General features: G+C 70.8%; 23 protein-coding genes and 1 pseudogene. 9 read left to right on the forward strand and 15 right to left on the reverse strand.

What is annotated here, in order from left to right; all coding sequences use genetic code 11:
* Nucleotides 1–6: 6 nt before the first annotated feature.
* Genes ACFY3C_RS18955 through pqqA form a run of 6 tightly spaced genes read right to left on the reverse strand, consistent with a single transcriptional unit; the run spans nt 7 to nt 4,383 of the window.
* Nucleotides 7–789: a heparin lyase I family protein gene (locus tag ACFY3C_RS18955; RefSeq protein ID WP_390771545.1), complete on the reverse strand. Its 783-nt coding sequence runs from the start codon at nt 787–789 to the stop codon at nt 7–9.
* A gap of 4 nt (nt 790–793) precedes the next feature.
* The gene (locus tag ACFY3C_RS18960) at nt 794–1,984 is read right to left on the reverse strand and encodes a glycoside hydrolase family 105 protein (RefSeq protein WP_390771546.1); all 1,191 of its coding nucleotides are present in this window, start codon (nt 1,982–1,984) and stop codon (nt 794–796) included.
* Between the two features lie 35 nt (nt 1,985–2,019).
* On the reverse strand, nt 2,020–3,117 hold the full coding sequence (gene pqqE, locus ACFY3C_RS18965) for a pyrroloquinoline quinone biosynthesis protein PqqE (RefSeq protein WP_386576013.1): 1,098 nt from the start codon (nt 3,115–3,117) through the stop codon (nt 2,020–2,022).
* Nucleotides 3,114–3,446, reverse strand: a complete 333-nt coding sequence (pqqD, locus tag ACFY3C_RS18970) for a pyrroloquinoline quinone biosynthesis peptide chaperone PqqD (protein ID WP_390771547.1) — start codon at nt 3,444–3,446, stop codon at nt 3,114–3,116. Before pqqD ends, pqqE begins: the two co-directional genes overlap by 4 nt.
* Entirely contained in the window at nt 3,443–4,219 is a 777-nt protein-coding gene (gene pqqC, locus ACFY3C_RS18975; RefSeq protein ID WP_390771548.1) for a pyrroloquinoline-quinone synthase PqqC, read from the reverse strand. Before pqqC ends, pqqD begins: the two co-directional genes overlap by 4 nt.
* Nucleotides 4,216–4,383, reverse strand: coding sequence for a pyrroloquinoline quinone precursor peptide PqqA (pqqA, locus tag ACFY3C_RS18980; protein ID WP_386576017.1), 168 nt, complete (start codon nt 4,381–4,383; stop codon nt 4,216–4,218). Before pqqA ends, pqqC begins: the two co-directional genes overlap by 4 nt.
* A gap of 307 nt (nt 4,384–4,690) precedes the next feature.
* Here pqqA and ACFY3C_RS18985 point away from each other — a divergent pair, with 307 nt between their 5' ends.
* On the forward strand, nt 4,691–5,527 hold the full coding sequence (locus tag ACFY3C_RS18985) for an aldo/keto reductase (protein WP_386576018.1): 837 nt from the start codon (nt 4,691–4,693) through the stop codon (nt 5,525–5,527).
* Nucleotides 5,528–5,635: 108 nt separating this feature from the next.
* Here ACFY3C_RS18985 and ACFY3C_RS18990 read toward each other — a convergent pair whose 3' ends face one another.
* Nucleotides 5,636–6,247 (reverse strand): hypothetical protein, encoded by a 612-nt coding sequence (locus ACFY3C_RS18990; protein WP_390771549.1) that lies wholly within the window; start codon nt 6,245–6,247, stop codon nt 5,636–5,638.
* A gap of 189 nt (nt 6,248–6,436) precedes the next feature.
* On the opposite strand from ACFY3C_RS18990, the gene ACFY3C_RS18995 reads away from it, so the two are divergent.
* Complete coding sequence (locus ACFY3C_RS18995; RefSeq protein WP_386576020.1) at nt 6,437–7,132, forward strand: glycoside hydrolase family 75 protein; 696 nt, start codon at nt 6,437–6,439, stop codon at nt 7,130–7,132.
* A 13-nt stretch (nt 7,133–7,145) separates the two neighbouring features.
* Here ACFY3C_RS18995 and ACFY3C_RS19000 read toward each other — a convergent pair whose 3' ends face one another.
* The 4 genes from ACFY3C_RS19000 to ACFY3C_RS19015 form a co-directional block, all read right to left on the reverse strand.
* Nucleotides 7,146–7,847, reverse strand: coding sequence for an SDR family oxidoreductase (locus ACFY3C_RS19000; RefSeq protein WP_386576022.1), 702 nt, complete (start codon nt 7,845–7,847; stop codon nt 7,146–7,148).
* A 114-nt stretch (nt 7,848–7,961) separates the two neighbouring features.
* Nucleotides 7,962–8,870: a class I SAM-dependent methyltransferase gene (locus ACFY3C_RS19005; RefSeq protein ID WP_390771550.1), complete on the reverse strand. Its 909-nt coding sequence runs from the start codon at nt 8,868–8,870 to the stop codon at nt 7,962–7,964.
* Between the two features lie 144 nt (nt 8,871–9,014).
* On the reverse strand, nt 9,015–10,739 hold the full coding sequence (locus ACFY3C_RS19010) for a glycoside hydrolase family 6 protein (protein WP_390771551.1): 1,725 nt from the start codon (nt 10,737–10,739) through the stop codon (nt 9,015–9,017).
* A 39-nt stretch (nt 10,740–10,778) separates the two neighbouring features.
* Nucleotides 10,779–12,254 carry a cellulose binding domain-containing protein gene (locus tag ACFY3C_RS19015; RefSeq protein WP_390771552.1) on the reverse strand — a complete coding sequence of 492 codons (1,476 nt, stop codon included), beginning with the start codon at nt 12,252–12,254 and terminating at the stop codon, nt 10,779–10,781.
* A gap of 260 nt (nt 12,255–12,514) precedes the next feature.
* Between ACFY3C_RS19015 and ACFY3C_RS19020 the strand changes: the two genes are divergently transcribed.
* Together ACFY3C_RS19020 and ACFY3C_RS19025 are read left to right on the forward strand one after the other, a co-directional pair.
* Nucleotides 12,515–15,430 carry a glycoside hydrolase family 48 protein gene (locus ACFY3C_RS19020; protein ID WP_390771553.1) on the forward strand — a complete coding sequence of 972 codons (2,916 nt, stop codon included), beginning with the start codon at nt 12,515–12,517 and terminating at the stop codon, nt 15,428–15,430.
* A 470-nt stretch (nt 15,431–15,900) separates the two neighbouring features.
* On the forward strand, nt 15,901–16,257 hold the full coding sequence (locus ACFY3C_RS19025) for a hypothetical protein (protein ID WP_390771554.1): 357 nt from the start codon (nt 15,901–15,903) through the stop codon (nt 16,255–16,257).
* Between the two features lie 99 nt (nt 16,258–16,356).
* Here ACFY3C_RS19025 and ACFY3C_RS19030 read toward each other — a convergent pair.
* The 4 genes and pseudogenes from ACFY3C_RS19030 to ACFY3C_RS19045 form a co-directional block, all read right to left on the reverse strand.
* Nucleotides 16,357–16,449: pseudogene (locus tag ACFY3C_RS19030) on the reverse strand (hypothetical protein); the annotation flags it as partial.
* A 101-nt stretch (nt 16,450–16,550) separates the two neighbouring features.
* Entirely contained in the window at nt 16,551–17,327 is a 777-nt protein-coding gene (locus tag ACFY3C_RS19035) for a class I SAM-dependent methyltransferase (protein ID WP_390771555.1), read from the reverse strand.
* Between the two features lie 5 nt (nt 17,328–17,332).
* Entirely contained in the window at nt 17,333–17,638 is a 306-nt protein-coding gene (locus ACFY3C_RS19040) for a 4a-hydroxytetrahydrobiopterin dehydratase (RefSeq protein WP_386576030.1), read from the reverse strand.
* Between the two features lie 48 nt (nt 17,639–17,686).
* The gene (locus tag ACFY3C_RS19045) at nt 17,687–18,763 is read right to left on the reverse strand and encodes an ADP-ribosylglycohydrolase family protein (RefSeq protein ID WP_390771556.1); all 1,077 of its coding nucleotides are present in this window, start codon (nt 18,761–18,763) and stop codon (nt 17,687–17,689) included.
* A gap of 68 nt (nt 18,764–18,831) precedes the next feature.
* Here ACFY3C_RS19045 and ACFY3C_RS19050 point away from each other — a divergent pair, with 68 nt between their 5' ends.
* The 5 genes from ACFY3C_RS19050 (at nt 18,832) to narH (ending at nt 26,918) form a co-directional block, all read left to right on the forward strand.
* Nucleotides 18,832–19,689, forward strand: coding sequence for a helix-turn-helix domain-containing protein (locus ACFY3C_RS19050; protein ID WP_390771557.1), 858 nt, complete (start codon nt 18,832–18,834; stop codon nt 19,687–19,689).
* 96 nt (nt 19,690–19,785) lie between these two features.
* Nucleotides 19,786–20,649: a helix-turn-helix domain-containing protein gene (locus ACFY3C_RS19055; RefSeq protein WP_386576034.1), complete on the forward strand. Its 864-nt coding sequence runs from the start codon at nt 19,786–19,788 to the stop codon at nt 20,647–20,649.
* 57 nt (nt 20,650–20,706) lie between these two features.
* Nucleotides 20,707–21,519 carry an SAM-dependent methyltransferase gene (locus ACFY3C_RS19060; protein WP_390771558.1) on the forward strand — a complete coding sequence of 271 codons (813 nt, stop codon included), beginning with the start codon at nt 20,707–20,709 and terminating at the stop codon, nt 21,517–21,519.
* A gap of 108 nt (nt 21,520–21,627) precedes the next feature.
* A complete protein-coding gene (locus tag ACFY3C_RS19065; RefSeq protein WP_390771559.1) occupies nt 21,628–25,323 on the forward strand; it encodes a nitrate reductase subunit alpha in 3,696 nt (1,231 codons plus the stop codon).
* Entirely contained in the window at nt 25,323–26,918 is a 1,596-nt protein-coding gene (narH, locus tag ACFY3C_RS19070; protein WP_390771560.1) for a nitrate reductase subunit beta, read from the forward strand. Before ACFY3C_RS19065 ends, narH begins: the two co-directional genes overlap by 1 nt.
* The last annotated feature ends 9 nt before the right edge of the window (nt 26,919–26,927 follow it).

Raw genomic sequence — 26,927 nt, forward strand, 5'->3', positions numbered from 1 at the left:
GGCTCCTCAGACGAGTTGGTAGCCGCGGAGGTTGGTGAGCAGGAGATAGGTGTTCTGCAGGGAGCCGGAGGTGTCGCCGAGGGAGCGGTAGATGCCCCACTTCGGGCGGACGCGGTCGGCGAGGAAGGTGTCGACGCCGGTCCTCGCCTTGTCGATCACGGTCGTCGAGCCGCTCTTGAGGATCCAGCGGACCGAACCTGCCGAACCGTTGCCGACCTTGATCTGGAAGTCGACGTCGGTCCACTTGTCGTGCAGTGGGTCCAGGTCGGTGCGGCCGACCAGGATGTCGTCGATCGCGAGCTTCAGCTCGATGGTCTGCTTTCCGTTCACCCGGCGCAGGGACTGCACGACGATCGGCGACGTACCGTTGCCGGGCTGCTTCATCTGCATGATGTGCGTGAAGGTGGTGGTCGCCTTCAGCGAGCTGGGGATGTACATCGAGTACGTGATCCGCCAGGTCTGACCCTCGGTCCACTTGAGGTAGCTGCTGCCGCTCGTGCGCAGGCCGGTGACCTCCTGGCGCTGGCGGTCGGTCGAGGTGTCGCGGTCGACCGTGTGCATGGTGAAGCGCCAGTTGTCGCCCGTGGCGTAGATGTGCGGGTGCCCCGCGGAGTGCGAGTCGGCGCGGTCGTCCTCGACGGTCTCGAAGGCGCCCAGTCCGTCGGCGCTCGCGGACGGGGACCACTTGAGCTGCCAGGACGCGGCCCGGGCCGGGGTCGGCAGGCCGACGGCGGCTCCGGCCGCGCCGCCCAGCGCGGCGCCGAGCACCGCCCTTCTGGACGTGCTCATGACATTATTCTCCTCGCAGTTGCTCGTTCATGATCAGGAAGGCGCCCAGGCCGTGGAAGTCGTTGACGGCCCGGGTGCGGGCGGCGTAGTACGCGTAGTCGCCGACGTTGGTGCCGACGGAGATGTCGGCGAGGTTGGTGCGGCCGTCGGCGCCGACCGAGATCTTCGCCAGCACGCCCTCGTAGCCGTGCCGGGCGACGGCCGCGTAGTGCGGGTCGAGATATCCCTGCTGGACACCGCGCGACAGGGCGTAGGTGAACATGCTGGAGCAGGACGTCTCGGTCCAGTCGTCGCTTCTGCTCCCCTTGTCCATGACCTGGAACCAACGGCCACTGGCCGGGTCCTGGTACCGCTCCAGGCCTGCCGCCAGCCGTCGGAAGATGCCGAGGAGTTGGGGCCGCCCGGAGTGGTTCGCCGGGATCGCGTCGAGGACGCCGACGATCGCCATCGAGTACCAGCCGACCGCGCGGCACCAGTGCTCGGGGGCTAGCCCGGTCTGCGGGTCGGCCCAGCTCGCGCTCTTCGACTCGTCGTAGGCATGCTTCAACAGGCCGCCTGCGACCTGGAGATGGCTGCCGTAGACGGTCAGCTGCCGGGCCGCCTCGTCGTTCGTGTACGCGCTGTCGCCGAACTCCCGGCCGTACTCGACGAGGAACGGGTTCACCATGTAGACGCCGTCCGCCCAGAGCTGGTGGGCGCGACTGCTGTTGTCCGCGTGCCAGAAGCCGCCGTCGGCGGTGCGCGGGTAGGTGGCGAGGCGGTCGCGGATCTTCTTCGCCGCCTTGCGGTAGCGGTCCTGGCCGGTCTCGTGGTGCAGGATCACCAAGAGGCGGCCGGCCTGCATGCTGTCCAGGTTGTTGAAGGACTGGTCGATGGAGCCGTCGCTCTTCACGAAGCGGTCGACGTAGCTCTTGATGTAGGTGAGGTAGCGCGCTTCGTGGGTGCGCCGGTAGGTGAGGTACTGGCCGTAGAGGTAGAGGCCGACCGGGTAGGACCAGCCGCCGATGCTGGTCGGCGTATAGCGGGCCAAGGTGGAGTCGACCACGGCCGTGGACCAGTCGGGGGCGGCGGCAGGCCGCGGCAGGGCGGGAGCCGGGGCGGCTGCGGCCGGGGGTACGGCCGCGGGGAGCGCGGCCAGGCCGGCGGTGGTGAGCGCGAGTGCCGTCAGGGCCGCGCGCAGGCGTCGGCGTCTCATGTTCCTTCCTCTCGCTGAACTTCTGGCTGAACTTGTCACTGGGCTTCTCGCGGGGCTTCACTCGCTGCTTCTCGGTAGGCGTACGCGAGCCGCCGGGGCGCGCCCACGAGGTCGCGTACGAGGGAGTGGTCCGGGGCGTGCCGGCAGGCCGGGTCGGTGCGGGCGGGGTCGCCGGTGAGGGCGTAGGCCTGGCAGCGGCAGCCGCCGTGGTCGGTGGCGCGCAGGGCGCAGCCACGGCAGGGCTCGGGCATCCAGGACTCGCCCCGGAAGACGTTGAAAGCCTTCGACTCCCGCCAGATCCGGTCCAGTCGGTGCTCCCGGACGTTCGGCGGGTCCAGACCCGGCAGGCTGTTCGCGGCCGGGCAGGGCAGGACCGTGCCGTCGGGGGCGACGGTGAGCGAGATGCGACCCCAGCCGCCCATGCACGGTTTCGGGGTGGCATCCAGCAGATCTGGGGCCACCCACACCAACTCCAGGGTGTCGCCCAGTCGTTCGCGCCAGTGGGCGACGGTCGAGCGGGCCCGTTCGACCTGGCCGGGTGTGGGCAGCAGGGCGGTGCGGTTGCGCAGCGCCCACCCGTGGTACTGGGTGTGGGCCAGTTCGAGCCGGTCCGCGCCCCAGTCCACGGCGAGCCGGATCAGCTCGTCCAGGGCGTCGAGATTGCCGCGGTGCAGGACGGCGTTGATCCCGAGAGGCAGTCCCGCCTCGCGGACCAGCCGGGCCGCGCGCTGCTTCGCCGCGAACGACCGTACGCCCGCGATGCGTTCGGCGACATCCGGGTCCGCGTGCTGCACGGACAGCTGCACACTGCGCAGCCCGGACTCGGCCAGCCCGGCCAGCCGTCGCTCGCCGAGGCCCACCCCGCTGGTGACGAGCTGGGTGTACAGGCCCGCCGCATCCGCGGCCGCCACCAGCTCGGGCAGATCTCGGCGCAGCAGTGGCTCGCCGCCGGACAGATGGGTGTGGACGACCCCGAGGTCACCCGCCTGCCGGAACACCCCGGTCCAGTGCTCTGTGGTCAACTCCACTGACCGACCGACCAGTTCGACGGGGTTCGAACAATAGCCGCACCGCAGCGGGCAGGCGTGGGTGAGTTCGGCGAGCAGGGCCCATGGCGGAGCGACGGTCGTCATGTCAGCCAGCCCTCCTTGCGCAACCCGGCCAGGAAGTCCGGGACTTCGACGGCGACGGGTGCGCCGGGGTACTCCGCGGACAGTTCGGCGACGATGCCGGCCACGGTCCGGCTGCCGTCGCACCGCCCGAGGACGGCGCCCCCGCTGCCGTGCAGGACGACAACGCGTTCCGGCAGCAGCAACAGGTCCGTGTCCCGCACCGGGTCGTGCCGCAGCAGGACGCCCCGGGCGAGGGCGGGACGCCAGGCGGTCGGGTTCCGGCGGGCTGCGGGAAGCGGCTGGAGGACTGTGGGAGGCGACCGGCGCGCCGCGGGACGCGAGAAGCTCACGAGGTGCTCCCGTCCACCGCGTCCAGCAGCGCCCACAGCACCTCGCACTTGAAGGTGAGCGCGGCCACCGCCCGTTCCTGCTGCGCACGGGTGCGGGCGGTGGCGAGGACCAGGGCGAGGGCCTCCTCCCCGTCACGGGCGCCCTGGGTGACACGGGTGCGGAAGTAGGCGAGACCGGCCGGGTCGATCCACGGGTAGTGACGTTCGAAGGCGGCGATGCGGGTGCGCATCAGGTCCGGTGCGGACAGCTCGGTCAGGGAGGCGGCGACGGCGTCCAGCGTGGGGCGCAGCCGGCAGAAGGTGACGTAGGCCTCGACCGCGAACCGCACCCCGGGCGGCACCCGGGAGGCGTCCCACAGCTCCTCGCGGCCGAGGCCGGCCGCCTCACCGAGCCGCAGCCAGCGCTCGATGCCGCCCTCGCTCCCCGGGCCGCCGTCCCCCGTGCCGTCGTGGTCACGGATGCGGCGCAGCCAGAGGCGGCGCTGCTCGGGCCGGTCGAGCCCGGCGAGGATCAGGGCGTCCTTGACGGGGATGTGCCGCTGGTAGTGGAAGCGTGCGGCGATCCAGCGGCGCAGTTCGGCGGGGGTCAGCTCGCCGCGGTGCATCCGCAGGTTGAAGGGGTGCCGGTCGTGGTAGCGGGCCGCGGTGACGGCGCGCAGCCGCTCGGTGAACTCGGCGGCCGGCCAGACGGCGCCGGTGGGCGGGACGGTGACGGGGACGTCGGTACGGGGGACGGTCGAGGCGTCCCGGACGGGCGGAACGGTCGTGCTCATGAGGCCTGCGGCGGCTCGGGGGCGCGGCGGTCGGCGAGCGCGTAGGCGGTCACTTCGAGTGCGGTTTCCACGATCTGGTAGCCCGGACTCCGCCAGGCCTTTTCATCCGATGTCTTCGGGTCCTGGAGGGCCGCACGGGGGGTCGTGGGCAGGGTTTTGTTCATGTGCGCGTACCCGCTTTCCTGAGGGTGGGGGATCTCAGAGGGCAGACAGCGGCCATGGTCAGAGGCCGTTCACATGCATGCACCGGGTTCATCGACACGTCCGGTGGCGCGATACAGAGTCCCGGGATGAAGGGCCGCGGTCAATGGTCCGGACCGATAACGTCGGATGCGTTTCCGGCCAATCTGAGCTTCCGGGAACTGACTCGCCGGTCAGTTGGCACGGATTCCGCGGTCAGGAATGCAGGTCGGCGCGTGATCGTTGACGATGGGAGTACCACCTGTCGACAACCGAAGGATCAAGAAGCTCGTGAGCAGCAAGGTCCCCCCGATCATCCTCAACAACGGCGTCGAGATGCCCCAGCTGGGCTTCGGCGTCTGGCAGGTGCCGGACGACGAGGCCGAGCGGGCCGTCGCCACGGCGCTCGAGGCCGGGTACCGCAGCATCGACACAGCCGCGATCTACGGCAACGAAGAGGGCACCGGAAAGGCCATCGCCGCCTCCGGCCTGCCCCGTGAGGACGTCTTCGTCACCACCAAGCTCTGGAACAGCGACCAGGGGTACGACTCCACGCTGCGCGCGTTCGACGCGTCGCTGGAGAAGCTGGGTCTCGACTATCTGGACCTGTACCTGATCCACTGGCCGCTGCCGTCCCGGGGCAAGTACCTCGACACCTACAAGGCGTTCGAGAAGCTCTACGCCGAAGGCCGCGTCAAGGCGATCGGCGTCTCCAACTTCCTCCCCGAGCACCTGCAGCAGCTGATCGCGGAGACCTCGGTCATCCCGGCGGTCAACCAGATCGAGCTGCACCCGCACCTGCAGCAGCGCGCGGCGCGCTCGTTCCACTCGGAGCAGGGCATCAGGACCGAGGCCTGGTCGCCGCTCGGCCAGGGCAAGGGCCTGCTGGAGGTGCCGGCCATCGTCGCCATCGGCCAGAAGCACAACCGCACGCCGGCCCAGGTCGTGCTGCGCTGGCACCTCCAGCTGGGCAATGTCGTGATCCCGAAGTCCGTGACGCCGTCGCGGATCAAGGAGAACATCGAGGTGTTCGACTTCAGCCTGGACGACGAGGACCTCGCGGCGATCAGCGCCCTCAACGAGGACCGCCGGCTCGGTCCGGACCCGGCCACCTTCGACATGGGCTGACACCCGCCCCACGAACGGCCGTTCACCCTGCTTGAGCAGCAGGGCGGACGGCCGTTTTCCTGAACTTCCGCACCGGAGGGGGCTGTCCGGACACCGGCGCGGGCCCGGTCAGCCGACGTGCACGTCCGTGTGCACGACCTCGAACTCCTCCAGACCGACGACGTTCACCTGCGCCTTGGCCACACCTTCGTGCCGGGCGGCCGCCTGGCCGGCCCGCGAGACCACCATCGAGTCGCGGTCGACGAAGAGGGCGTAGGCCTGGCCCGTACCGCGCTCCCGGTCGACGAGCAGGCCGATCGTGGCCAGGCCCGGCAGCGTCTCCAGGCGCGGAGCCACGGTCGACCGGAACGTCTCGACGACCAGATCGATGTCCGCGGGGTCGAACTCCACCCGCGTGACGCGCAGTCCGCCGCCCATGCGTGGTGGTTGGAGGGGGTGGTACACCACCGCCTCGAAGTTCTCCACCGTCAGCGTGCCGGCGAACGGCCCGAGCATGGCCTGCCTGCGCAGCTGCATGACCTCGTCGCTGTTGTGCCGCGCCTCGGCCGTGTCCCACCAGCTCACGCCCAGCAGCTTGCCGAGGTCCCGGTCCACGAAGACCCCGGCTCCGCAGTAGCCCGGACGCTCCTGGAGCAGCTCGCGCCCTTCCGTGTTCAGGGCTCTGATGGCCGTGTCGATCTTCGCGGGGTCGCCGGTCACATAGACGGTGCGTACGAACATGACGATCCACCTCCCGGTTCGACATGACCAGTGTTCCCCGGGGGGCAATTCACTGCATCCGGTGGCGAAGTCGCCGCAAACGGCCCAGCCTGCGCGACTTCCCCGCAGGGACTTGACGAGGACATGCGGGAGGGGCCACCTTGTACGGCACCCGGTAAGGAAACTTTCCTAACAGAAGGGTCCCCCACAGTGCGTCTTCGAACACTGACCCTCGCCGCGGCCTCCGGGGCCGCCCTCCTCGCCGCCGGAGTGCTGCCCGCCAACGCCTCGGGCGACCCCGCACCCGCCTCCGCCCAGGAGGGCTCGGTGAGCGCGGCCGACCTGCTGGCCAAGGTGACGTCCTGTTCGCAGATCTCCCACGGCAAGTACAAGACCGATGACGAGACCTCGGCCACGGTCCCCGTGTGCGGCAAGAACGGCGCGGTGTTCTGGAAGGCCGACATGGACATCGACTGCGACGGCCAGCGCACCACCAACTGCAACGAGAACCGCGACCCCTGGTACCAGGACGACACCGCCTTCCACCAGTCCGACGGCAAGCCGCTGAAGGCGGAGTCCCTGCCGTACGTCGTGGTGCCCAGCTCCAGCAGCATCTGGAACTACTCCGGCGCGGGCATCAAGGGCGGCGGTGTCGTCGCCGTCATCTACAACAACAAGGTCGAGTACGCCGTCGTCGGCGACACCGGCCCCACGAAGATCATCGGTGAGGCCTCGTACGCCACCGCCAAGGCGCTCGGTATCGACCCCGACCCGGCCACCGGCGGGGCCGACTCCGGCGTGACGTACATCCTGTTCAAGAACTCCAAGGTCTCCCCCATCGAGAGCCACAGCGCGGCCGTCTCCCTCGGGGACCAGCTGGCCAAGCAGTTCCTCGCTAACAACTGATGCCGTGTGTACGTCAGTTGGGCTGCCCCAGCGGACGTACGACCACGGTGTTGACGTCGACCCCGGCCGGCTGCCGGATCGCCCAGACCACCGAGTCGGCGATCTGGTCCGCGGTCAGGAGATGACCCGGGGGCAGGCTGCCGAGCCCGTCCCAGAACGGGGTCTCCACCCGGCCGGGGGCGACCAGCGTGACGCCGATCCCGAACTCCGTGACCTGGCGCCGGGTGTTCTCGGCGAGCCCGGTGACCGCCCACTTGGTGGCGCCGTAGAGGTTGCCCGGCCCGTGCACGAACCCGGCGACGCTGCCGATGAGGACGATCCGGCCGCCGGTCTCCTTCAACGCGTCGACGGAGGCCCGGACGAGCAGGGCGGGGCCGAGGACGTTGGTGAGGACCATCTCGGTCCAGCCGGACGGGTCGCCGTCGGCGACGGTGTCGTGGGTGGCGAAGCCGGCGTTGGCGACGACGGTGTCCAGTCGGCCGTACGCCTTGAGGGTACGGTCGACCGCGTCCTGTACGTCCTCGTATGCCGACGCGCTGCCGGCGACCGTCAGCAGTTCGTCGGGATTGCCCAGGCTGTCGGCGAAGTCCCGCAGCCGCTGCTCCCCGCGCCCGGTGACCGTCACCCGGTACCCGGCGTCGAGCAGCTGCCGGGCGACGGCGGCGCCGATACCGCTGCCGCCACCGGTGATGAGCGCGACCGGAGCGTCGTTCATGGTTTCCCCCTGTGTGTCGGTGAACGCCCGCAGTCCATCACTTCGAGCGTTCTCCAAGTCAAGTCCCGTCACAGGTACGGCAGTACGGCACCGAGGGGAGGTGGCGGCGGGTGCTCAGACCGGCCGTACCGCCGTGTGGACCGTGTACGCACCCAGGACGAACACGTCCGGCCTGCGGTGCACGCTCGCCGGGTCGGCCGGGTCGAGCAGGCGGTCCAGGGTGGCCAGGTCCTCGGCGTCGAGGCTCTCGGCGGCCGCTTCACTCACCCGGGTCAGGGAGGCGGCCACATAGGCGCGGGCCCGGTCGGTCGCCGGGGCCGGCAGGTCGAGCAGGAAGCTGCGGGTGCGGGTGTGCTTCAGGCCGACCGAGGTCAGCAGGGCCGGCCAGTCCTCGGTCACCGCGACCGAGCCGGGCAGCTCGGCCCGCATCCGCGCGAACCACTCCGCCTCCACCACGTCCAGCCGCTCCTGGAGTCCGGGGCGTCCGATGCCGATGTCACGGGGCAGGAAGCGGGAGGGGAGGCCGCCTTCGAGGAGGGCAATGGTGCCGCCGGGGGCGACCCGGGCGGCGAACGCGGCGAGCGCGGCCCGCTGGTCGCCGAGGTGGTGCAGGCTGCGGCTGGCCCACAGCAGATCGGCCGGGTACTCCAACTCGCCCAGCACACCCGGCAGTTCACCGGCGAGGGTGTCGAAGCGGTCCGCCACGCCCTGTCGTACGGCGCGCTCGCGAGCGCGCTCCAGCAGCGGCTCGGTGCTGTCGACGGCCACGATCCTCGCCCCGGGGAAGGCCTCCGCGAACAGGCAGGCGACGACGCCGGGGCCGCTGCCCGCGTCGACGATCAGCCCCGGCTCGGTCACCTCCTTCGCCAGCCAGGCCATGGCCCGCTCGTAGACGGGGGTGAACAGCTCCGCCTGGGTCTCCAGGTGCGGTGCCATCTCGGCCCAGTCGATGTCGGTGCCGTGCCCGTGCCCGTGCCCGTGGCGGTGATCTTGGTCGTGCTCGTGGTGGTGGTCGTGCGCCATGGTGCCCAGCCTCTCGTCGGTATGCGGTCAGCGTGCGACGGCGCACCGGCCGCGGGCCAGCGGTGTTGCCGGTCCGGCAAAAGCAGGCTGGCGATCCGCCGGGGCCGGTCCCTGGAGGACCGACCCCGGCGGGCGCTCATCCGGTCAGGACAGCGGCGGGTAGGCGTTCTGCATCAGCTGCTGGAACTGGGCGGAGAACCAGTGTCCGGACAGCGGTGCGTTCGCCAGGGCGCCCGACATGTTGTTGCCGTTGCGGGCGTTGCCCGTGTACGTCGGGTCGCACATGCGGTCGAAGCCCTTGCCCTCGTCGTTCGCGATGGCGCTGCTGGAGCCGTCGGACTCGCCCGGGGGCTTCATCCACACGTAGGCGTCGATCCCGGCGGCCGGGCCGGCCTGCGGACGCTCGCCGAGGCCGGCACCGGACTGGTTGCACCAGTTGCCGACGTGGATACGGCGGTCGTAGCGGCCGCCGTCGACGTAGGTGTCCACGCTGGTCTTCGGGCCGGGTCCGGTCGGGCGGGCGGTGCCGCCCCAGCCGTTGCGGGAGGTGTCGATCAGCATGCCGATGCCGGAGTTGAAGCCGACCGAGACCAGCTGGTTGCGGAAGGCCTGGGCGAAGGACTGCTCGTCGACGTAGCGGTTCCAGTCGACCCACTTCGACTGGCGCACCGAGGTGCCGTTGACGCTGTCGTCGACGGTGAAGTTGTCCTCCTTCAGGGCGCTGTAGTTCGCGGTGTTGGTGATGAAGCCCTGGACGTCGTCCACCGTCGCGCCCTCGCTGGTGGCGGCCTGCTTGAACACGCCTGCGGCCGCGCCGAAGTTGTCGTCCCAGCCGATCCAGCCGTGGTGGCCGGCGTCGAGGTAGTTGTAGACGTTGGGGATGGCGCCGAGCTTGGCGAGGGCGTAGCCGACGCCCTTCACGTAGTTGCCGTTGGCGAGCATGGTGTCGCAGGCCGGGGTGGCGGTGGCACGGCTGCCGGTGTTGGTGACGAGGTTGGGCAGCGAGTCGATCTCGATGGTGGTGACGATCCTGAGCGAGGCGTACTTGGGGTCGGACAGGATCGCCGCGATCGGGTCGATGAACTGTGTCTTGTACTTGTCGATCTCGGTGGGGCCGAGTTCGCCGTTGGAGGCCAGTGCCGCGCAGTCCCGGCCCGGCAGGTCGTAGACGACCAGCTGGACGACCTCTTCGTTGCTGCCCTTCTGGGCGAGGGCCGCGTCCAGGTGGGCGCGCAGCCCCATGCTCCCGCCCACTCCGTTGATCGCGGCGATGCGGTCGAGCCAGACGCCGGTGGGCTGGTTGGACACGCGGCTGCCGCCCGGTTCGGCGGCGGCCTTCGCCGACCACTCCGGGTTCACGTACACCTTGGCGCCGGCGTAGGGGTTGTCGACGCGGGTGCCGGTGCCGCCGCCGTTCCCGCCGCCTCCTCCGCCGCCCCCGCTGCCGCCGTCGTCGACGTTGCAGGTGACGCCGTCGAGGGTGAACGTGGTGGGTACGGCGTTGGTACCGCTGTAGGAGCCGTTGAAGCCGAAGCTGACCGAACCGCCCGTGGCCAGCGTGCCGTTGTAGGACTCGTTGTTCGCGGTGACGGCCGTGCCGCTCTGGGTGATCTTGGCGTTCCAGCCGCTGGTCACCTGCTGGTTTCCGGCGTACGACCACTTCACCGACCAACTCGACTTCGCGGCCGCGTTGTTGGTGATGGTGACGGCGGCGGTGAAGCCGGTGTCCCACTGGTTCTGCACCTTGTAGTCGACGGTGCAGGGGATGGAGGTGGTGGCGGCGCCGGCCGGTGCGGCGGTGAGCGCCGTCCCGAAGGCCCCGGCGACCAGTGCCAGGGCGGCGAGCAGTGACGTTCTGGTACGACTCATGAGTGCGGGTTTCCTTCTTCCGTGAGTCTTGCCCGAGGCTTACGGGTTGAGGGCGCGCAGATGGTCACGCAGCCCGATGCCGAACGCGGTGGGTGTCCCGTCGTAGGCGCTGATCAGGGACGGGCCCGAGGAGCAGTCCCAGGTGTTCCAGGTCCAGCCGAGGTAGGACAGGTCGCGGTCGTCGAACCACTTCATGACCTGGTCGACGAAGCCGTGCGAGCAGGTGTTCTCGCCGATCTCGCCGGCGACCAGCGGCACCTGGGCCGCGACCGGGGCGAGCGTGGAGTTCCAGCAGCTCTCGCTCGCGCAGGTGTTGAAGTTGTAGACGTGGTAGGCGGCGGCGAGATTGCCGGTCGGATCCGTGGGCTTGTACGTCAGCCACTGGCTCAGGTCGTTCGAGTACGCGAGCCCGCCGGCCATGATGACGTTCTTCGCGCCGGCACTGCGGATGCTGTCGACGAGATCCTGCACACCGGCGACCTCGTAGGAGATCCCGGGGCAGGTGCCGCCGTCCCGCCAGCACTTCCAGGCGTCCGTCGTGCCGGCGGTCGCCCGGTCCGGGTAGGGCTCGTTGAACAGGTCGAACACGGCCGCCTGGTCGTCCTTGTAGGTGCCGGCGACCGACGCCCAGAAGGACGGGGCGTACTGCATGTCGGGCATCGGCTTCTGGCAGGTGGCGTGCACGTCGGAGCAGCCGGCGGAGTTGCCGGTGTACTGGCCGTAGGACCAGTGCATCTCGAGGATCGGGGTCAGGCCGTGCGCCTCGACGCGGGCCACCAGGTCCTTGACGGCGTTGATGTAGTTCGTGCCGCCGTACTCGGGCTTGATGTTGGAAAGGCCCAGCCAGCACTCCTCGTTGAGCGGGATGCGGACGGCGTTCGCCTTCCAGTCGGCGATCGCCTTGATCGCCGCGTCGTCCACCGGGCCGTCCCAGATGCCGTAGCCCTGCACGCACATGAACTCGCCGCCGGAGCGGTTCACGCCGAGCAGACGACGGGACTTGCCGGCGGCGTCCACGAGCTTGGTGCCCGAGACGTGCAGGGCGGGCGCGGTGCCGTTGGACGGGGGCGGATCGGTCGGCGGGGGTGTCGTCGGGTCGGAATCCACGTTGCACGTGGTGCCGTTGAGCTTGAACGCCGTCGGTGCGGCGTTGCTCCCCGACCAGGAGCCGAGGAACCCGGCGCTGACGCTCGCGCCGGCGCCGAGGGCGCCGTTCCAGCTCTCGTTGGCGGCGGTCACGGTGGTGCCGGACTGGGACCACTTGGCGTTCCAGCCCTGGGTGACCTTCTGACCGCTCGCGAAGTCGAAGCCGAGCTGCCAACCGGTCAGTGCGGAGCGGTTGTTGGTGATCTTCGCGGAGCCCTGGAAGCCGTTGTCCCACTGACTGGTGACGGCGTACTCCACCGTGCAGGCGGGGGTGGCTCCCTCAGCCGTGACCACCGGGACGACCGCGCTTCCGAGAAGCGCGACCGCACCGGCGACGGCTAAAAGTACTGAACGCGGGGGGTGTCGCATGAGCGACTCCTTGCAGCTTGGCGCGCCGTGACGGACGCGTCGACTGAATGGAATCGCTCCCACTGGTGCGAAGGAAGGTAGCGGCAAGTGGCTTGGTTGCCCAGGGGAGTTGCTTGAATTTTCCTCAACGGAGCAGGTCGAATCTTTTCGACTCTTCAAGCACCTTGACCGCTCTCACCCTCATCCCCACTATGGGAGCGCTCCCACTGGTTCAAGCCTTGACTCTTTCCGAGCCGCAAGCCGCAAGGAGGAACCAGCACATGGATCCCGGACGCAGACGCAGAGCCGCGCGGCGATGGTGGACCGCCGCACTGGCCGCGCTCGCCCTGCCCCTGACCATGCTCGCCACCGGTACGACGGCCGCGCACGCGGCGACCGTCCAGTGCAGCGTCGACTACAAGACGAACGACTGGGGTTCCGGCTTCACCGCCGACCTCACGATCACCAACCGCGGCACGGCCGCCATCGACGGCTGGACCCTGGCCTACGGCTACACCGGAAACCAGAAACTGACGAACGGCTGGAACGGCACCTGGTCCCAGTCCGGCCAGACGATCACCGTGCAGAACGCCTCGTACAACGGCACGATCGCATCCGGAGCCGCGGTCTCCACGGGGGCCCAGTTCACCTACAGCGGCGCCAACGCCGCCCCCACCTCCTTCGCGGTCAACGGCACCACCTGCGCCGGTGCGCACCAGCCGCCGGTCACCGTGCTGACCAGCCCCGGCGCGGGCGCGGTCTACACACAGGGGGACGCGGTGCCGCTCGCGGCGACCGCGGCGGCTGCCGACAACGCGACGATCAGCAAGGTGGAGTTCTACGACGACACCACGCTGCTGGGCACCGACACGAGCGCGCCGTACTCGCTCCCGGTCTCCAGTTTGACCGTGGGCAGTCATTCGCTGGTGGCGAAGGCGTACGACAGCCTCGGAGCCTCCGCCGAGTCCACGCCGGTCGGCATCACGGTCGCCTCGGGACCCGCCGTCGTGGCCTCCCCGGCCCAGCTGGGCATCCGGCAGGGCAGGACGGGATCGTTCTCGGTGAAGCTGTCGACGCAGCCGAGTGCGAACGTGACGGTGAGCGTGGCCCGCACGGACGGCAACACGGGACTGTCCGTCACCGACGGCTCCTCGCTGACCTTCACCCCGTCGAACTGGAGCACCGCGCAGCCGGTGACGATCACGGCCGACGCCTCCGGCACCGGGAGCGCCACCTTCACGGCCTCGGCGACCGGCCACACCAAGGCGACGGTCACGGTGACCGAGCTGGCCGCGACGAAGGCGTACGACGCCCGCTTCCTGGACCTGTACGGGAAGATCACCAACCCGGCGAACGGCTACTTCTCCCCCGAGGGCATCCCCTACCACTCGGTGGAGACGCTGATCGTGGAGGCCCCGGACCAGGGCCACGAGACCACGTCGGAGGCATACAGCTACCTTCTTTGGCTGCAGGCCATGTACGGCAAGGTCACCGGCGACTGGTCAAAGTTCAACGGCGCGTGGGACCTCATGGAGAAGTACATGATCCCCACCCACGCCGACCAGCCGACGAACTCCTTCTACAACGCCTCGAAGCCGGCGACGTACGCCCCGGAGCTGGACACACCGAACGAGTATCCGGCGAAGCTGGACACGTCGGTGTCGGTCGGCCCGGACCCGATCGCCGGTGAGCTGAAGTCGGCCTACGGCACGGACGACGTCTACGGCATGCACTGGATCCAGGACGTGGACAACGTCTACGGCTACGGCAACGAGCCCGGCAAGTGCGAGGCGGGGCCGACGGCCACCGGGCCGTCGTACATCAACACCTTCCAGCGCGGTGCGCAGGAGTCGGTCTGGGAGACCGTCCCGCAGCCGACCTGCGACGCCTTCAAGTACGGCGGCACCAACGGCTATCTGGACCTGTTCACCGGCGACTCCTCCTACGCCAGGCAGTGGAAGTACACGGACGCCCCGGACGCGGACGCGCGCGCGGTGCAGGCCGCGTACTGGGCCGACGTGTGGGCGAAGACGCAGGGCAAGGGCGGTGACGTGTCCGCGACGGTCGCCAAGGCCGCGAAGATGGGCGACTACCTGCGGTACGCGATGTACGACAAGTACTTCAAGAAGATCGGCAACTGTGTGGGCGCCTCGTCCTGCCCGGCCGGCACCGGCAAGGACGCCTCGCACTACCTGCTGTCCTGGTACTACGCCTGGGGCGGCGCCACCGACACCAGCGCGGGCTGGGCCTGGCGGATCGGCTCCAGCCATGTCCACGGCGGCTACCAGAACCCGCTCGCGGCCTACGCGCTCAGCTCGTACGCCGACCTGAAGCCGAAGTCGGCGACCGGCGCGGCCGACTGGGGCAAGTCGCTGCAGCGGCAGCTGGAGTTCTACCAGTGGCTGCAGTCGTCCGAGGGCGCGATCGCGGGTGGCGCGACCAACAGCTGGCAGGGCCGGTACGCCACCCCGCCGGCGGGCACCTCGACGTTCTACGGCATGTACTACGACTGGCAGCCCGTCTACCACGACCCGCCCTCGAACCAGTGGTTCGGGTTCCAGGCCTGGTCGATGGAGCGGGTCGCCGAGTACTACCAGCAGACCGGGAACGCCACCGCCAAGGCGATCCTCGACAAGTGGGTGAAGTGGGCGCTGTCCAAGACCACGATCAACCCGGACGGCACCTACCGGATCCCCTCCACCCTCCAGTGGTCGGGCCAGCCCGACACCTGGAACGCGTCGAGCCCCGGCAGCAACAGCGGACTGCACGTCACCGTCGCCGACTACACGAACGACGTCGGCGTGACGGCCGCCTACGCCAAGACGCTCACCTACTACGCCGCCAAGTCCGGTGACACGACGGCGAAGTCGACGGCGAAGGCGCTGCTGGACGGCATGTGGGCCAACTACCAGGACAGCCTCGGCATCGCGGTCCCCGAGACCCGCAGCGACTACAGCAGGTTCGGCGACAGCGTGTACGTGCCGAGCGGCTGGAGCGGCAAGATGCCGAACGGCGACGCGATCAACTCCTCCTCGACGTTCTCCTCGATCCGGTCCTTCTACAAGAACGACCCGGCCTGGTCGAAGATCGAGGCCTACCTCAAGGGCGGCGCCGCGCCCGTCTTCACGTACCACCGCTTCTGGGCCGAGGCGGACATCGCCCTGGCCATGGGCTCGTACGCGGAGCTTCTGGAATAAGGCCGCCAGTGAGACTGCGGGCCGTCCGTGGCTGGTCGCGCCCGCGCGGCGGAGCCGCATGTCGATACAGCCCCGCGCCCCTGTGGGGCGCGACATCGCACCGTCGGCCGGGCGGTCCCCACCCGCACTGGGGGCCGCCCGGCTCTCACGCCCTCCTCCTGTAGGAGAGACCCCCACCGTGCGAAGAACCCGCACCCTCACCGCCGTGCCGGCGCTGGCCGCCGGTCTGCTCGCCGGCACTCCGCCCGCACTGGCCGCCTCCACCCCCAAGGTGACCCTCGCCGGCTCGGGCAGGTAGGCGAGTAGGGGGGCGCTCTCGAGGTCTTCAGATCCGCGGAAGTGAAGGGTCGTCAAACAATCATCGCTGGACGGTCGTTGATCAGCTCCTCGCGCTCACCTGGAACGCGGCCCGGCCGAAAGTCGTCCTCGTCTGCGGCGAAGCCCTCGCTCCGACCCAGAAGGAATCCGTCATGAGTCTCTCCCGCATCCGTCGCCCGATCATCTCGCTTCCGCTCGTGACCGTCGTGATCCTGCTCGGTCTCATGGCCTGGTACGTGTTCTCGGGCCGGGGCGCGGGGCTGCTGCCGCAGGACTCCTGGGGGCCATGGCGAGAGAAACGAGTGAACGACTGGTCGGTGTGGGTGCGGGTCAATTCATGGAGCGACGCCGCCGAAGCAGACCTGCACATGGGCAAGGCGGAGGAGTTCACCATGCAGGCGTACGGCAAGCCGGCGACTGCCACGACGACGATGGACGGCACCCGGTTCACCCTGACACCCGGCGGCGAGGTCGCAGGACAGCCGTCGCAGCACAACGGCACGGGGTGACGGCGGTGATCCTGATTCGGGAGGCGGACGAGGGGCGGCCGCGTGACGGATGTCGGCGGCCGCCTTCGGCGTCTCACCGGCGCAGGGTTGCCACGCGGTTCACGGGGTGTACACCACGGGCCTGGGCGCCGTCGCCATCCCGTCCCCGATGAAGAAGCTCGGGTGCGGGGGCTGGTTGTAGGCGGTGTTCTGCCTGTCGGGCGGTGGCGGCCGCGGCGAGCGCGGACCTGCGGCTTCTGCGGTGGGGGTGCGGGTGCTTCACGTGACGTACCTCCCGGGGAGGACGGACGGGGTCACGTGTCAGTTGCCGCCGCCTGCCCGGGAGTTGCCGCCTGCTTCCGGTACGAGCGCACGCTGAAACGTGGGTCGGCCCGGCGGCGGTCCTGGTCGGGCAGGGCCGCCAGCCGCTCGGCGAACCCGTCGGCGCGGGGGTCGCCGGGCGGCAGCACGGTGAACCAGCCGCGCCGCAGGTCGGCGATGGTGGAGCGGGGGCTGCGGCCCTGCCCGAGGCCGGGGAAAGTGGCCTGTCCGGCCGGCTGCAGCCCGTGCTCGGCCGCGTGGGCGGTGAGGACTTCGGCGGCGTCCCGGGCGGGGCGGCGGGGGCGCGGGGCGAGGACGGTGTCGATGTCGCTGCCGACGTCGTGCGCGGCGGCCTTGTCGACGGTGGTGACGTAGACCCCGCCGGGCCGCAGCACGCGGGCGCACTCGGCGACGACGGCGCGGACGTCGGCGGGGTCGGACAGCAGGTGCAGCAGCCAGATGCTGGTGACCGCGTCGAAGGTGGCGTCGGCGAAGGGCAGCCGGCGGGAGTCGGTCAGCAGGACCGCGCCGGGCAGGCGGGCCGCGGCCATGCGGGCCATGCCGGGGGCGAGGTCCGCGCCGGTCACCCGCAGGCCTGGGCGGGAGGCGGCCAGGCGCCGGGTGACGATGCCGGTGCCGCAGGCGACGTCGAGGAGACGGCCCGGCCGGTCGGGGATCAGGCCGAGGACGGCGTGTGCGGCGGCTTCGGCGCGCGGCTCGCCGCCGCGGGACGCGTCGTAGGCGTCGGCTTCCTTGTCGTAGTCCAGCACACTGCTCAGTGTGACCCGTGGCCTGGGGCGATGTCCTCCACTCTGTGGGCGAGTTCGAAGTCCTTCCCGGTGACGACGCCGCCCGCGCTGTGGGTGTTCACGCTGAGGGAGACGGTGTTGTAGCCGAGGGTCAGGTCGGAGTGGTGGTCCAGCTCGTCCTGGATCCGGGCGATGTGCACGACCAGCGCCGTGGCGGCGAAGTGCGAGCCGAGCCGGTAGGTGCGGGTGAGCCGGTCGCCCTCCACCGACCAGCCGGGCAGCTCGGCCAGCCGGTCCTCGATCTCCTTCTGCGACAGCGGTTCGACGGCCATGACCGGTCTCCCTTCGGGGCGGGCTGGTACGCGTTCAGCCTGCCACGCTCAGCCCCGTACGCGCTCCGCCGCGAGGTCGTCCGCCAGTGCGGCGATGCGGGCGCGGCCCTCGATCCGCTCGACCCAGGTGTGGGGCAGGCCGACGTCGCCGTGCCGGGCGCCGAGCAGGTTGCCGCAGATCGAACCGGTGGAGTCGCTGTCACCCGAGTGGTTGACGGACAGCAGCAGGGCGTCCTTGACGCGGGGCTTCGCCAGGGCGCAGTACACGCCGAGGGCGAGGGCCTCCTCGGCGACCCAGCCCGCCCCGAGGGACTCGACCTTCTCCGCGGTCGGCGACCCGTCCGCGGCCAGGTCGAGGGCCTCGCGCAGGGCGGCCGAGGTCTCCTCGTGGCCGGGGTGGCGTTCCAGCAGCCGCAGGGTGCGCAGCACCGCGCCCTCCAGGGAGTCCCCGGCGACGAGGTGGGCCACGATCGCGGCCAGGGCGCCCGCCGCGTAGTAGCCGGTGGGGTGGCCGTGGGTGATCTGGGCGCCGCGGGCGGCCATGGCGAAGGCCGCGTCGGCGGGGTTGACCAGGCCGAAGGGGGCCGAGCGCATCACCGCGCCGCAGCCCTTGGAGTCCGGGTTGACCTCCCCCGGCCTGCCGTCGAGCGGGAGCTGGGGGTCGGGCGCGTACATCTGGGCGACCCCGGACAGGCAGGCGTTGCCGGGGGCGCGGCGGGCGTACAGCCAGGGCTCGGCGAGCAGACCGACGGCGGGCTGCGGTTCGGCCTCCTCGGGGCCCGGCTTCGACTGGGTCTGCAGCCACCGCTCGTACGCCTGGCGCAGCAGCAGGGCCCAGCCGCCGCCGATCCCCTTCTCCCGCTCCCGGGCATGGGCCTGGATGAGGGCGTCGACGGTGAACAGGGTCATCTGCGTGTCGTCGCTGATCCGGCCGACCACCCCGTACGCGCCGGGGACGAGGCCGGCCACCCCGTGCTCGCCGTGGGAGACGCGGATCCGGTCGAGGGAGGCGAACTCGACGGGGTAGCCGAGGGCGTCACCGACGGCTCCGCCGAGCAGACAGCCGCGGACCCTGGACCGGTACACCGCCGCGGCCTCCCAGGACGACTTCCACGGCTGGTTCATGCGGGTGCTCCTCAACTCCGGTGCCCGGTTGCGGTCGCCGGGCGGGCTCCTCGACTACGGTCGTCCGTATGACCATTGTCGCGACCGGCCCGAACGCATCCGCCGCCACCCCCGCTGACAGGACCGACAAGGCCGACAAGGCCGACAAGGGCATCGGCCCGCTGCTGCGCGCCTGGCGGGAGCGGCGCAGGGTCTCGCAGCTGGAGCTGGCGCTGCGCGCCGACTCCTCCGCCCGGCACATCAGTTTCATCGAGACCGGCCGCTCCCGGCCCAGCGAGGAGATGGTGCTGCGGCTGGCCGAGCACCTGGACGTGCCGGTGCGCGAGCGCAACGCCCTGCTGCTGGCGGCCGGTTACGCCCCGCACTACCCGGAGACCCCGCTGGACGACCCGGCGCTGGACGCGCTGCGCGACGGCATGGAGCGCCTCATCCAGGGGTACGAGCCGTATCCGGCGCTGGTGGTCGACGCCGGGTACACCGTGGTGGCCGCCAACCGGGGCATCACGATGCTGCTGGAGGGCGTCCCCGAGAAGCTGCTGACGCCCGCCCCGAACGCGATGCGGCTGACCCTCCACCCGGAGGGGCTCGCGCCGCGCATCCGCAACCTGCGCGAGTGGCGCGGGCATCTGCTGGCGCAGATGGAGCGGGAGATCGCCCTGCACCGCTCGGACCAACTGCGCGCCCTGTACGAGGAGGTGGCTGCCTACCCGGTGCCCGAGGACGCGCCCGGCGACGAACCGGCCGAGCCGGTGCCGTACTTCGCGCTGCCGATGCAGATCGAGCACGACGACCGGATCCTGTCGTTCGTGTCGTCGATCTCCACCTTCAACACGCCCATGGACGTCACGGTCGCCGAACTCGCCATCGAGACGTTCCTGCCCGCGGACCCGGCGACCACCAAGTACCTGCACACACTGGCCGGTTGACGATCTCTCCGGAGCCGACTCCCCTCGACCGCGTGTGCGAAACGGCGTCGTCTGACAGACTGCCCGCGTACTTCGGCGCGTAGGGGAGGGCGTGGCGTGAGTGAGCGGCGGGCTGCGCCCACCGTGGGCCAGGTGGTGCTCGGCAAGCGGTTGCAGGAGCTGCGGGAGGCGGCCGGCCTCAGCCGCGAGGAGGCCGCCCGGGTGCTCCGGGTGGCGTCGGCGACCGTACGGCGGATGGAGATGGCCGACGTCGCGCTGAAGATCCCGTACGTGCAGGTGCTGCTGACCACCTACGGGGTGCCCGCGGAGGAGTCGGCCGCGTTCGTGCGGCTGGCCGAGGAGGCGAACCAGCCCGGCTGGTGGCAGCGGTTCCACGACGTGCTGCCCGACTGGTTCAGCCTGTATGTGAGCCTGGAGGGCGCCGCCCGGATCATCCGCTCCTACGAGCCGCACTTCGTGCCCGGCCTGCTGCAGACCGAGGAGTACGCGCGCGAGGTGATGGAGGCCGGGACGATAGGGCAGACCGGCCCGGACACGGTCGAGCGGCATGTGTCGCTGCGCATGGAGCGGCAGCGGCTGCTGGAGCGGGACGATCCGCCCCACCTGTGGGTGATCATGGACGAGACGGTGCTGCGGCGTCCGGTGAGCACCCGGCCCGAGGTGATGCGCGACCAGCTGGACCGGCTGCTGGAGTACGCCGAGCGGGACCGGGTCACCCTGCAGATCGCCGAGTTCGCGGCCGGCCCGCATCCCGGGACGTACGCCCCGTTCACGCTGTTCCGGTTCGCCGAGCCGGAGCTGCCGGACATGGTGTTCACCGAGTACCTGACCGGCGCCCTGTACCTGGACTCGCGCCGGGAGGTCTCGGCGCATCTGGAGGTGCTGGACCACATGACGGCCCGGGCCGCCTCCGCGCAGCGCACGATGAAGCTGCTCCGGGAGTACCGCGAGAGCTTCTGACTCCCCTGCGAAACAAACCTCCGACACCCCTGCGACCAGCCAAGGAGCACACACCGCATGACCGGACCGGACGCCGCGCCACCCACCGTGATCGACACCAGCAGGCCGCACCCGGCCCGGGTGTACGACTGGTGGCTGGGCGGCAAGGACAACTACCCGGTGGACGAGGAGCTGGCCCGGAAGATCCTGGCCGCGGACGGCACGGCGGTGCGCGGGGCGCGCGCCAACCGCCGGTTCATGCACCGTGCCGTGCGGGCGGCGGCCCAGGCTGGGATCCGGCAGTTCCTGGACATCGGCACCGGCATCCCCACCGAGCCCAACCTGCACCAGGTGGCGCAGGGCGCGGCCCCGGAGTCCCGGGTGGTGTACGCGGACAACGACCCGATCGTGCTGCGGCACGCCGAGGCGCTGTTGCACGGCTCCGCCGAGGGCGGCACGGAGTACATCCACGCCGACGTCCGGGACCCCGAGACGATCCTGCGGCGGGCCGGGGAGAGCCTCGACCTCGACCGGCCGGTGGCGCTGTCCGTGGTCGCGCTGACCCACTATCTCGATGATGCCGACGACGACGTGTACGGCCTGGTCGAGCGCTATGTCGCGCGGCTCGCGCCGGGCAGCTTCCTGATCCTGTCCCAGGTCACGCAGGACCTCAGCCCGGACGGGGTGGCCCGGGCCGCCGAGCTGTTCCGCAGCAGCGGCACGCCCTTCCACCCGCGCACGCTGCCCGAGTTCCGGCGGTTCTTCGACGGCCTGGAACTCCTCGGGCCGGGCGTGATCCCCGTGCACGGGTGGCGCCCGGAGCCGGAGGACGTGGCGGCGCAGGCGGAGGGCGTGGTGCCGGTGTACGCGGGGGTGGCGCGCAAGCCCTGACCCGGACGGGTGACCGACCGTGCCGGGTGACCCGTACGGCGGTCTGAACAGGTGGGTGTCCCTGCCCGCCCCTAGGTTCTGAACCATGGGGTGAGCAAGGGAGCGCACGTGACGGACACGCGGACACCACCGAAGGAGCCCGGCGCGGCACTGCTGAGCGCCGGGCGGTTCTTCCGGCCGGGCACGCCCGCGCCCGACCTGCACAGCGTCACGCTCACCGGCGGCCGGGAGGCGGACGCCTTCTACCGGGACCGGTGGAGCCACGACAAGGTGGTGCACTCCACGCACGGGGTGAACTGCACCGGTTCCTGCCGGTGGAAGGTGTACGTCAAGGACGGGATCATCACCTGGGAGACCCAGGAGACGGACTACCCGTCGGTGGGCCCGGACCGCCCCGAGTACGAGCCGCGCGGCTGCCCGCGCGGTGCCGCGTTCTCCTGGTACACCTACTCCCCCACCCGGGTGCGCTACCCGTACGTCCGGGGCGTGCTGCTGGAGCTGTACCGGGAGGCGAAGCAGCGGCTCGGCGACCCGGTGCTGGCGTGGGCGGACCTGCAGAGCGACCCCGAGCGGCGCGGCCGTTACCAGCGGGCGCGCGGCAAGGGCGGTCTGGTGCGGGCGAGTTGGGACGAGGCCGTGGAGATCGTCGCGGCCGCCCAGGTGCACACCATCAAGACGTACGGCCCCGACCGCATCGCCGGGTTCTCGCCGATCCCGGCGATGTCGATGGTGTCGCAAGCGGCCGGCGCCCGCTATCACTCGCTGATCGGCGCGTCGATGCTGTCGTTCTACGACTGGTACGCGGACCTTCCGGTGGCGTCCCCGCAGGTCTTCGGGGACCAGACGGACGTGCCGGAGTCGGGCGACTGGTGGGACGCCGCCTATCTGATGATGTGGGGCTCGAACGTGCCGGTGACGCGGACCCCGGACGCGCACTGGATGGCGGAGGCCCGCTACCGCGGCCAGAAGGTCGTGGTGGTGGCGCCGGACTACGCGGACAACGCCAAGTTCGCCGACGAGTGGCTGCATCCGCACCCCGGCACCGACGGCGCGCTGGCGCTGGCCATGGGGCATGTGATCCTCAAGGAGTTCTTCGTCGACCGGGAGACACCGTTCTTCGCGGACTACGTGCGCAAGTTCACCGACCTGCCGTTCCTGGTGACGCTGCGCGAGCGGGACGGGGCGTACGTGCCGGACAAGTTCCTGCGCGCCGCCGACCTCGGGCAGGGCGGCGAGGGCGCGGAGTGGAAGACGGTCGTCCTTGACCGGGCGAGCGGCCGCGCGGTCGTCCCGAACGGCTCCCTGGGCTTCCGCTGGACCGAGTCGGGCAAGGGCAAATGGAATCTCGAACTCGGCGCTGTGCAGCCGGAGCTGAGTCTGTACGGCCGTGAGGCCGCGACCAACGTCGAGGTGCTGCTGCCGCGGTTCGACACCGAGGGCGGCGAGCACGGGCAGGGCCGCGGGGACGTGCTGCGGCGCAGTGTGCCGACGACCCGGCTGGGCGGGTCGGACGGCCCGCTGGTGACGACCGTCTACGACCTCCTGCTGGCGCAGTACGGTGTGTGGCGGCACGGTATGCCGGGCGACTGGCCCGCCTCCTACGAGGACGCCCGCTCTCCGGCGACGCCCGCCTGGCAGGAGCGGCACACCTCCGTCCCGGCCGCCCAGTGCGTGAAGATCGCCCGCGAGTTCGCGCGGACCGCCGAGCGGTCCCGGGGCCGCTGCATGATCCTCATGGGCGCCGGCACCAACCACTGGTTCCACTCCGAGACGATCTACCGCGCCTTCCTGGCCCTGCTGCAGCTCACCGGCTGCCAGGGCCGCAACGGCGGCGGCTGGGCGCACTACGTCGGCCAGGAGAAGTGCCGGCCGGTGACGGGCTGGGCGACGCTGGCCGCCGCCTCCGACTGGGCGCGGCCGCCGCGGCAGATGATCGGCACCGCGTACTGGTTCCTCAACACCGACCAGTGGCGCTACGACCGCTTCGCCGCCGATGTGCTTGCCTCGCCGCTCGGCGAGGGCAGGTTCGCGGGGATGACGGCGGCCGACTGCCTCGCCCTGTCGGCCCGCGTGGGCTGGATGCCGTCGTACCCGACCTTCGACCGCAACCCGCTCGATCTGGGCGAGGTGTTCGGCGACCCGGTGGCCAGGGCGGTGGCCGAACTCCGGGCGGGCACGCTCAAGTTCGCCTGCGAGGACCCGGACGCGCCGGAGAACTGGCCGCGCGTGCTCACCCTGTGGCGGGCCAACCTGCTGGGCTCGTCCGCGAAGGGCGCCGAATACTTCACCCGGCATCTGCTCGGCACCCAGTCCTCGCTGCGCGCCGAGCAGGCCGCACCCGGCGAACGGCCCCGGGACGTGGTCTGGCGGGAGGAGGCGCCCGAGGGCAAGCTCGACCTGCTGCTGTCGCTGGACTTCCGGCAGACCTCCTCCACTCTGCTGTCGGACGTGGTGCTGCCCGCGGCCACCTGGTACGAGAAGCACGACCTGTCCTCCACCGACATGCACCCCTACGTGCACTCCTTCTCGCCGGCCGTGGACCCGCCCTGGCAGGCGCGCACCGACTTCGACGCCTTCAAGGCGCTCGCCGAGAAGCTGAGCGAGCTGGCCGTCGACCATCTGGGCGTGCGCAAGGACCTGGTGGCGACCCCGCTCCAGCACGACACCCCGGGCGAGACCGCCCAGCCCGGCGGGGTGGTCCTGGACTGGAGGCGCGGGGAGTGCGACCCCGAGCCCGGCAAGACGCTGCCCGGCCTGACCGTCGTGGAGCGCGACTACACGGCGGTCGGCGCCAAGTTCGGCGCGCTCGGCCCGCTGGTGGAGCAACTCGGGCTGCCCGCCAAGGGGATCGCCCTTCGGCCGGACGAAGAGGTGGCGCACCTGCGGGAGTTGAACGGGCCCGTGCGCGGCGGACCGGCCGACGGCCGCCCGTCCCTGGACACGGCGGTGAAGGCGGCCAACACCGTCCTGGCCCTGTCCGGCACCACCAACGGGCGCCTGGCCACCCAGGGCTTCCACACGCTGGAGCAGCGCACGGGCCAGGAGATGGCGCATCTGGCCGCCGAGCACGAGGGCAAGCGGGTCACGTACGCCGACACGCAGGCGGCGCCGGTGCCGGTGATCACCTCGCCGGAGTGGTCGGGCAGCGAGTCCGGCGGTCGCCGGTACACCGCGTTCACGCTGAACACCGAGCACGGCAAGCCGTGGCACACCCTCACCGGGCGCCAGCACTTCTTCCTCGACCACGACTGGATCCACGAACTCGGCGAGGGGCTGCCGGTGTACCGGCCGCCGCTGGACATGCACCGGCTGTTCGGCGAACCGCGGCTCGGGCCCGACGGACAGCGGGAGGTGACGGTCCGCTACCTCACCCCGCACAACAAGTGGTCGATCCACTCCGAGTACCAGGACAACCTGTTCATGCTGGCCCTCTCCCGGGGCGGCCAGAACATCTGGATGTCCCCGCAGGACGCGGACGCCATCGGGGTGCAGGACAACGACTGGATCGAGGCCGTCAACCGCAACGGCGTGGTCGTGGCCCGCGCGATCGTCTCGCACCGGATGCCGGCCGGCACGGTCTACATGCATCACGCGCAGGAGCGCACGGTGAACGTGCCGAAGACGGAGACCACCGGGATGCGCGGCGGCATCCACAACACGCTCACCCGGCTGATCCTCAAGCCGTCCCACCTGATCGGCGGCTACGCCCAGCTGTCCTGGGCCTTCAACTACCTGGGCCCGACGGGCAGCCAGCGCGACGAGGTGACGGTGATCCGCCGCCGCAGCCAGGAGGTCGAGTACTGATGCGTCCGATGGCCCAGATCGCCATGGTGATGAACCTCGACAAGTGCATCGGCTGTCACACCTGTTCGGTCACCTGCAAGCAGGCGTGGACCAACCGCCGGGGCATGGAGTACGTCTGGTTCAACAACGTCGAGACCCGGCCCGGGCAGGGCTATCCGCGCCGCTACGAGGACCAGGAGAAGTGGCGCGGCGGCTGGGAGCTGAACCGGCGCGGAGCCCTGAAGCTCAAGGCGGGCGGCCGGCTGCACAAGCTCGCCGGGATCTTCGCCAACCCCAGGCTGCCGGAGATCAAGGACTACTACGAGCCCTGGACGTACGACTACCGGAACCTCACCGACGCCCCGCTCGGCGAGGACTTCCCGGTCGCCCGGCCGGTGTCGTCCCTCGACGACAAGCCGATGAAGATCGAGTGGTCCTCCAACTGGGACGACAACCTCGCGGGCGCCCCGGCCTACGGCGACCTCGACCCGATGGTGGAGCGGGTGCGCCAACAGGCCTCGGACACGGTGAAGTTCGCGTACGAGCAGACCTTCATGTTCTATCTGCCGCGGATCTGCGAGCACTGCCTGAACCCGTCGTGCGTGGCCTCCTGCCCGTCGGGGGCGATGTACAAGCGGGCCGAGGACGGCATCGTGCTGGTCGACCAGGACCGGTGCCGGGGCTGGCGGATGTGCGTGACCGGATGCCCGTACAAGAAGGTGTACTTCAACCACGCCACCGGCAAGGCCGAGAAGTGCACGCTGTGCTATCCGCGGATCGAGGTCGGGCTGCCGACGGTCTGCTCCGAGACCTGCGTGGGCCGGCTGCGCTACCTGGGAGTGATCCTCTACGACGCCGACCGGGTGACCGCTGCCGCGTCCGTGCGGGAGGAAAAGGAGCTGTACGAGGCCCAGTTGGGCGTCTTCCTCGACCCGGAGGACCCCGCGGTGCGGCGGGCCTGCGAGGCGGCGGGCATCCCGCACGACTGGATCGAGGCCGCCCGCCGCTCCCCCGTGCACGCGCTGATCACCAGGTACCGGGTGGCGCTGCCGCTGCATCCCGAGTACCGGACGATGCCGATGGTCTGGTACATCCCGCCGCTGTCGCCGGTGGTGGACGCGCTGGCCGAGACCGGGCACGACGGCGAGGACGCGCGGAACCTGTTCGGCGCGATCGACACGCTGCGCATCCCGCTGGAGTACCTGGCGGAGATGTTCACGGCGGGCGACACCCGGCCGGTGCGGGCCTCGCTGGAGCGGCTCGCGGCGATGCGCTCCCACATGCGCGCGCTCAACCTCGGCGAGCAACCCGACACCGCGATCGCCTCCGCTGTCGGGATGCGGCCGCACGAGATCGAGGAGATGTACCGGCTGCTCGCGATCGCCAAGTACGAGGACCGGTACGTCATCCCGACCGCCGCCGTCGGCGACGCCCGCCGGCTGGAGGAGTCGGCGCTGCCCGAGGGATGCAGCCTCGACTACGAAGGCGGGCCGGGCATGGGCGGCGACGGCCCCTTCGGCCAGGACTCCGGCCGCAGACGGCTGCCGCTGGTGTCCGTCGAGACCTTCCATCTGCTGCGCAAGCGGCAGACCTCCGACCACGCGGACGACGCCTAGGAGGCCCTG

The organism is Streptomyces sp. NPDC001410 (assembly GCF_042895235.1).
GTDB lineage: Bacteria > Actinomycetota > Actinomycetes > Streptomycetales > Streptomycetaceae > Streptomyces.

What these genes read in the sequence shown, in the direction of transcription:
- pqqC (WP_390771548.1), bottom strand. Translation starts at nt 4,219, where the DNA reads ATGAGCACGACCGTTCCGCCCGTCCGGGACGCCTCGACCGTCCCCCGT.
- ACFY3C_RS19060 (WP_390771558.1), top strand. Translation starts at nt 20,707, where the DNA reads ATGACCGGACCGGACGCCGCGCCACCCACCGTGATCGACACCAGCAGG.
- ACFY3C_RS19040 (WP_386576030.1), bottom strand. Translation starts at nt 17,638, where the DNA reads ATGGCCGTCGAACCGCTGTCGCAGAAGGAGATCGAGGACCGGCTGGCC.
- ACFY3C_RS19000 (WP_386576022.1), bottom strand. Translation starts at nt 7,847, where the DNA reads ATGAACGACGCTCCGGTCGCGCTCATCACCGGTGGCGGCAGCGGTATC.
- ACFY3C_RS18960 (WP_390771546.1), bottom strand. Translation starts at nt 1,984, where the DNA reads ATGAGACGCCGACGCCTGCGCGCGGCCCTGACGGCACTCGCGCTCACC.
- ACFY3C_RS19005 (WP_390771550.1), bottom strand. Translation starts at nt 8,870, where the DNA reads ATGGCGCACGACCACCACCACGAGCACGACCAAGATCACCGCCACGGG.
- ACFY3C_RS19045 (WP_390771556.1), bottom strand. Translation starts at nt 18,763, where the DNA reads ATGAACCAGCCGTGGAAGTCGTCCTGGGAGGCCGCGGCGGTGTACCGG.
- ACFY3C_RS19025 (WP_390771554.1), top strand. Translation starts at nt 15,901, where the DNA reads ATGAGTCTCTCCCGCATCCGTCGCCCGATCATCTCGCTTCCGCTCGTG.
- ACFY3C_RS18990 (WP_390771549.1), bottom strand. Translation starts at nt 6,247, where the DNA reads ATGTTCGTACGCACCGTCTATGTGACCGGCGACCCCGCGAAGATCGAC.
- ACFY3C_RS19010 (WP_390771551.1), bottom strand. Translation starts at nt 10,739, where the DNA reads ATGAGTCGTACCAGAACGTCACTGCTCGCCGCCCTGGCACTGGTCGCC.
- pqqE (WP_386576013.1), bottom strand. Translation starts at nt 3,117, where the DNA reads ATGACGACCGTCGCTCCGCCATGGGCCCTGCTCGCCGAACTCACCCAC.
- ACFY3C_RS19050 (WP_390771557.1), top strand. Translation starts at nt 18,832, where the DNA reads ATGACCATTGTCGCGACCGGCCCGAACGCATCCGCCGCCACCCCCGCT.
- ACFY3C_RS19015 (WP_390771552.1), bottom strand. Translation starts at nt 12,254, where the DNA reads ATGCGACACCCCCCGCGTTCAGTACTTTTAGCCGTCGCCGGTGCGGTC.
- pqqA (WP_386576017.1), bottom strand. Translation starts at nt 4,383, where the DNA reads ATGAACAAAACCCTGCCCACGACCCCCCGTGCGGCCCTCCAGGACCCG.
- narH (WP_390771560.1), top strand. Translation starts at nt 25,323, where the DNA reads ATGCGTCCGATGGCCCAGATCGCCATGGTGATGAACCTCGACAAGTGC.
- ACFY3C_RS19020 (WP_390771553.1), top strand. Translation starts at nt 12,515, where the DNA reads ATGGATCCCGGACGCAGACGCAGAGCCGCGCGGCGATGGTGGACCGCC.
- ACFY3C_RS18955 (WP_390771545.1), bottom strand. Translation starts at nt 789, where the DNA reads ATGAGCACGTCCAGAAGGGCGGTGCTCGGCGCCGCGCTGGGCGGCGCG.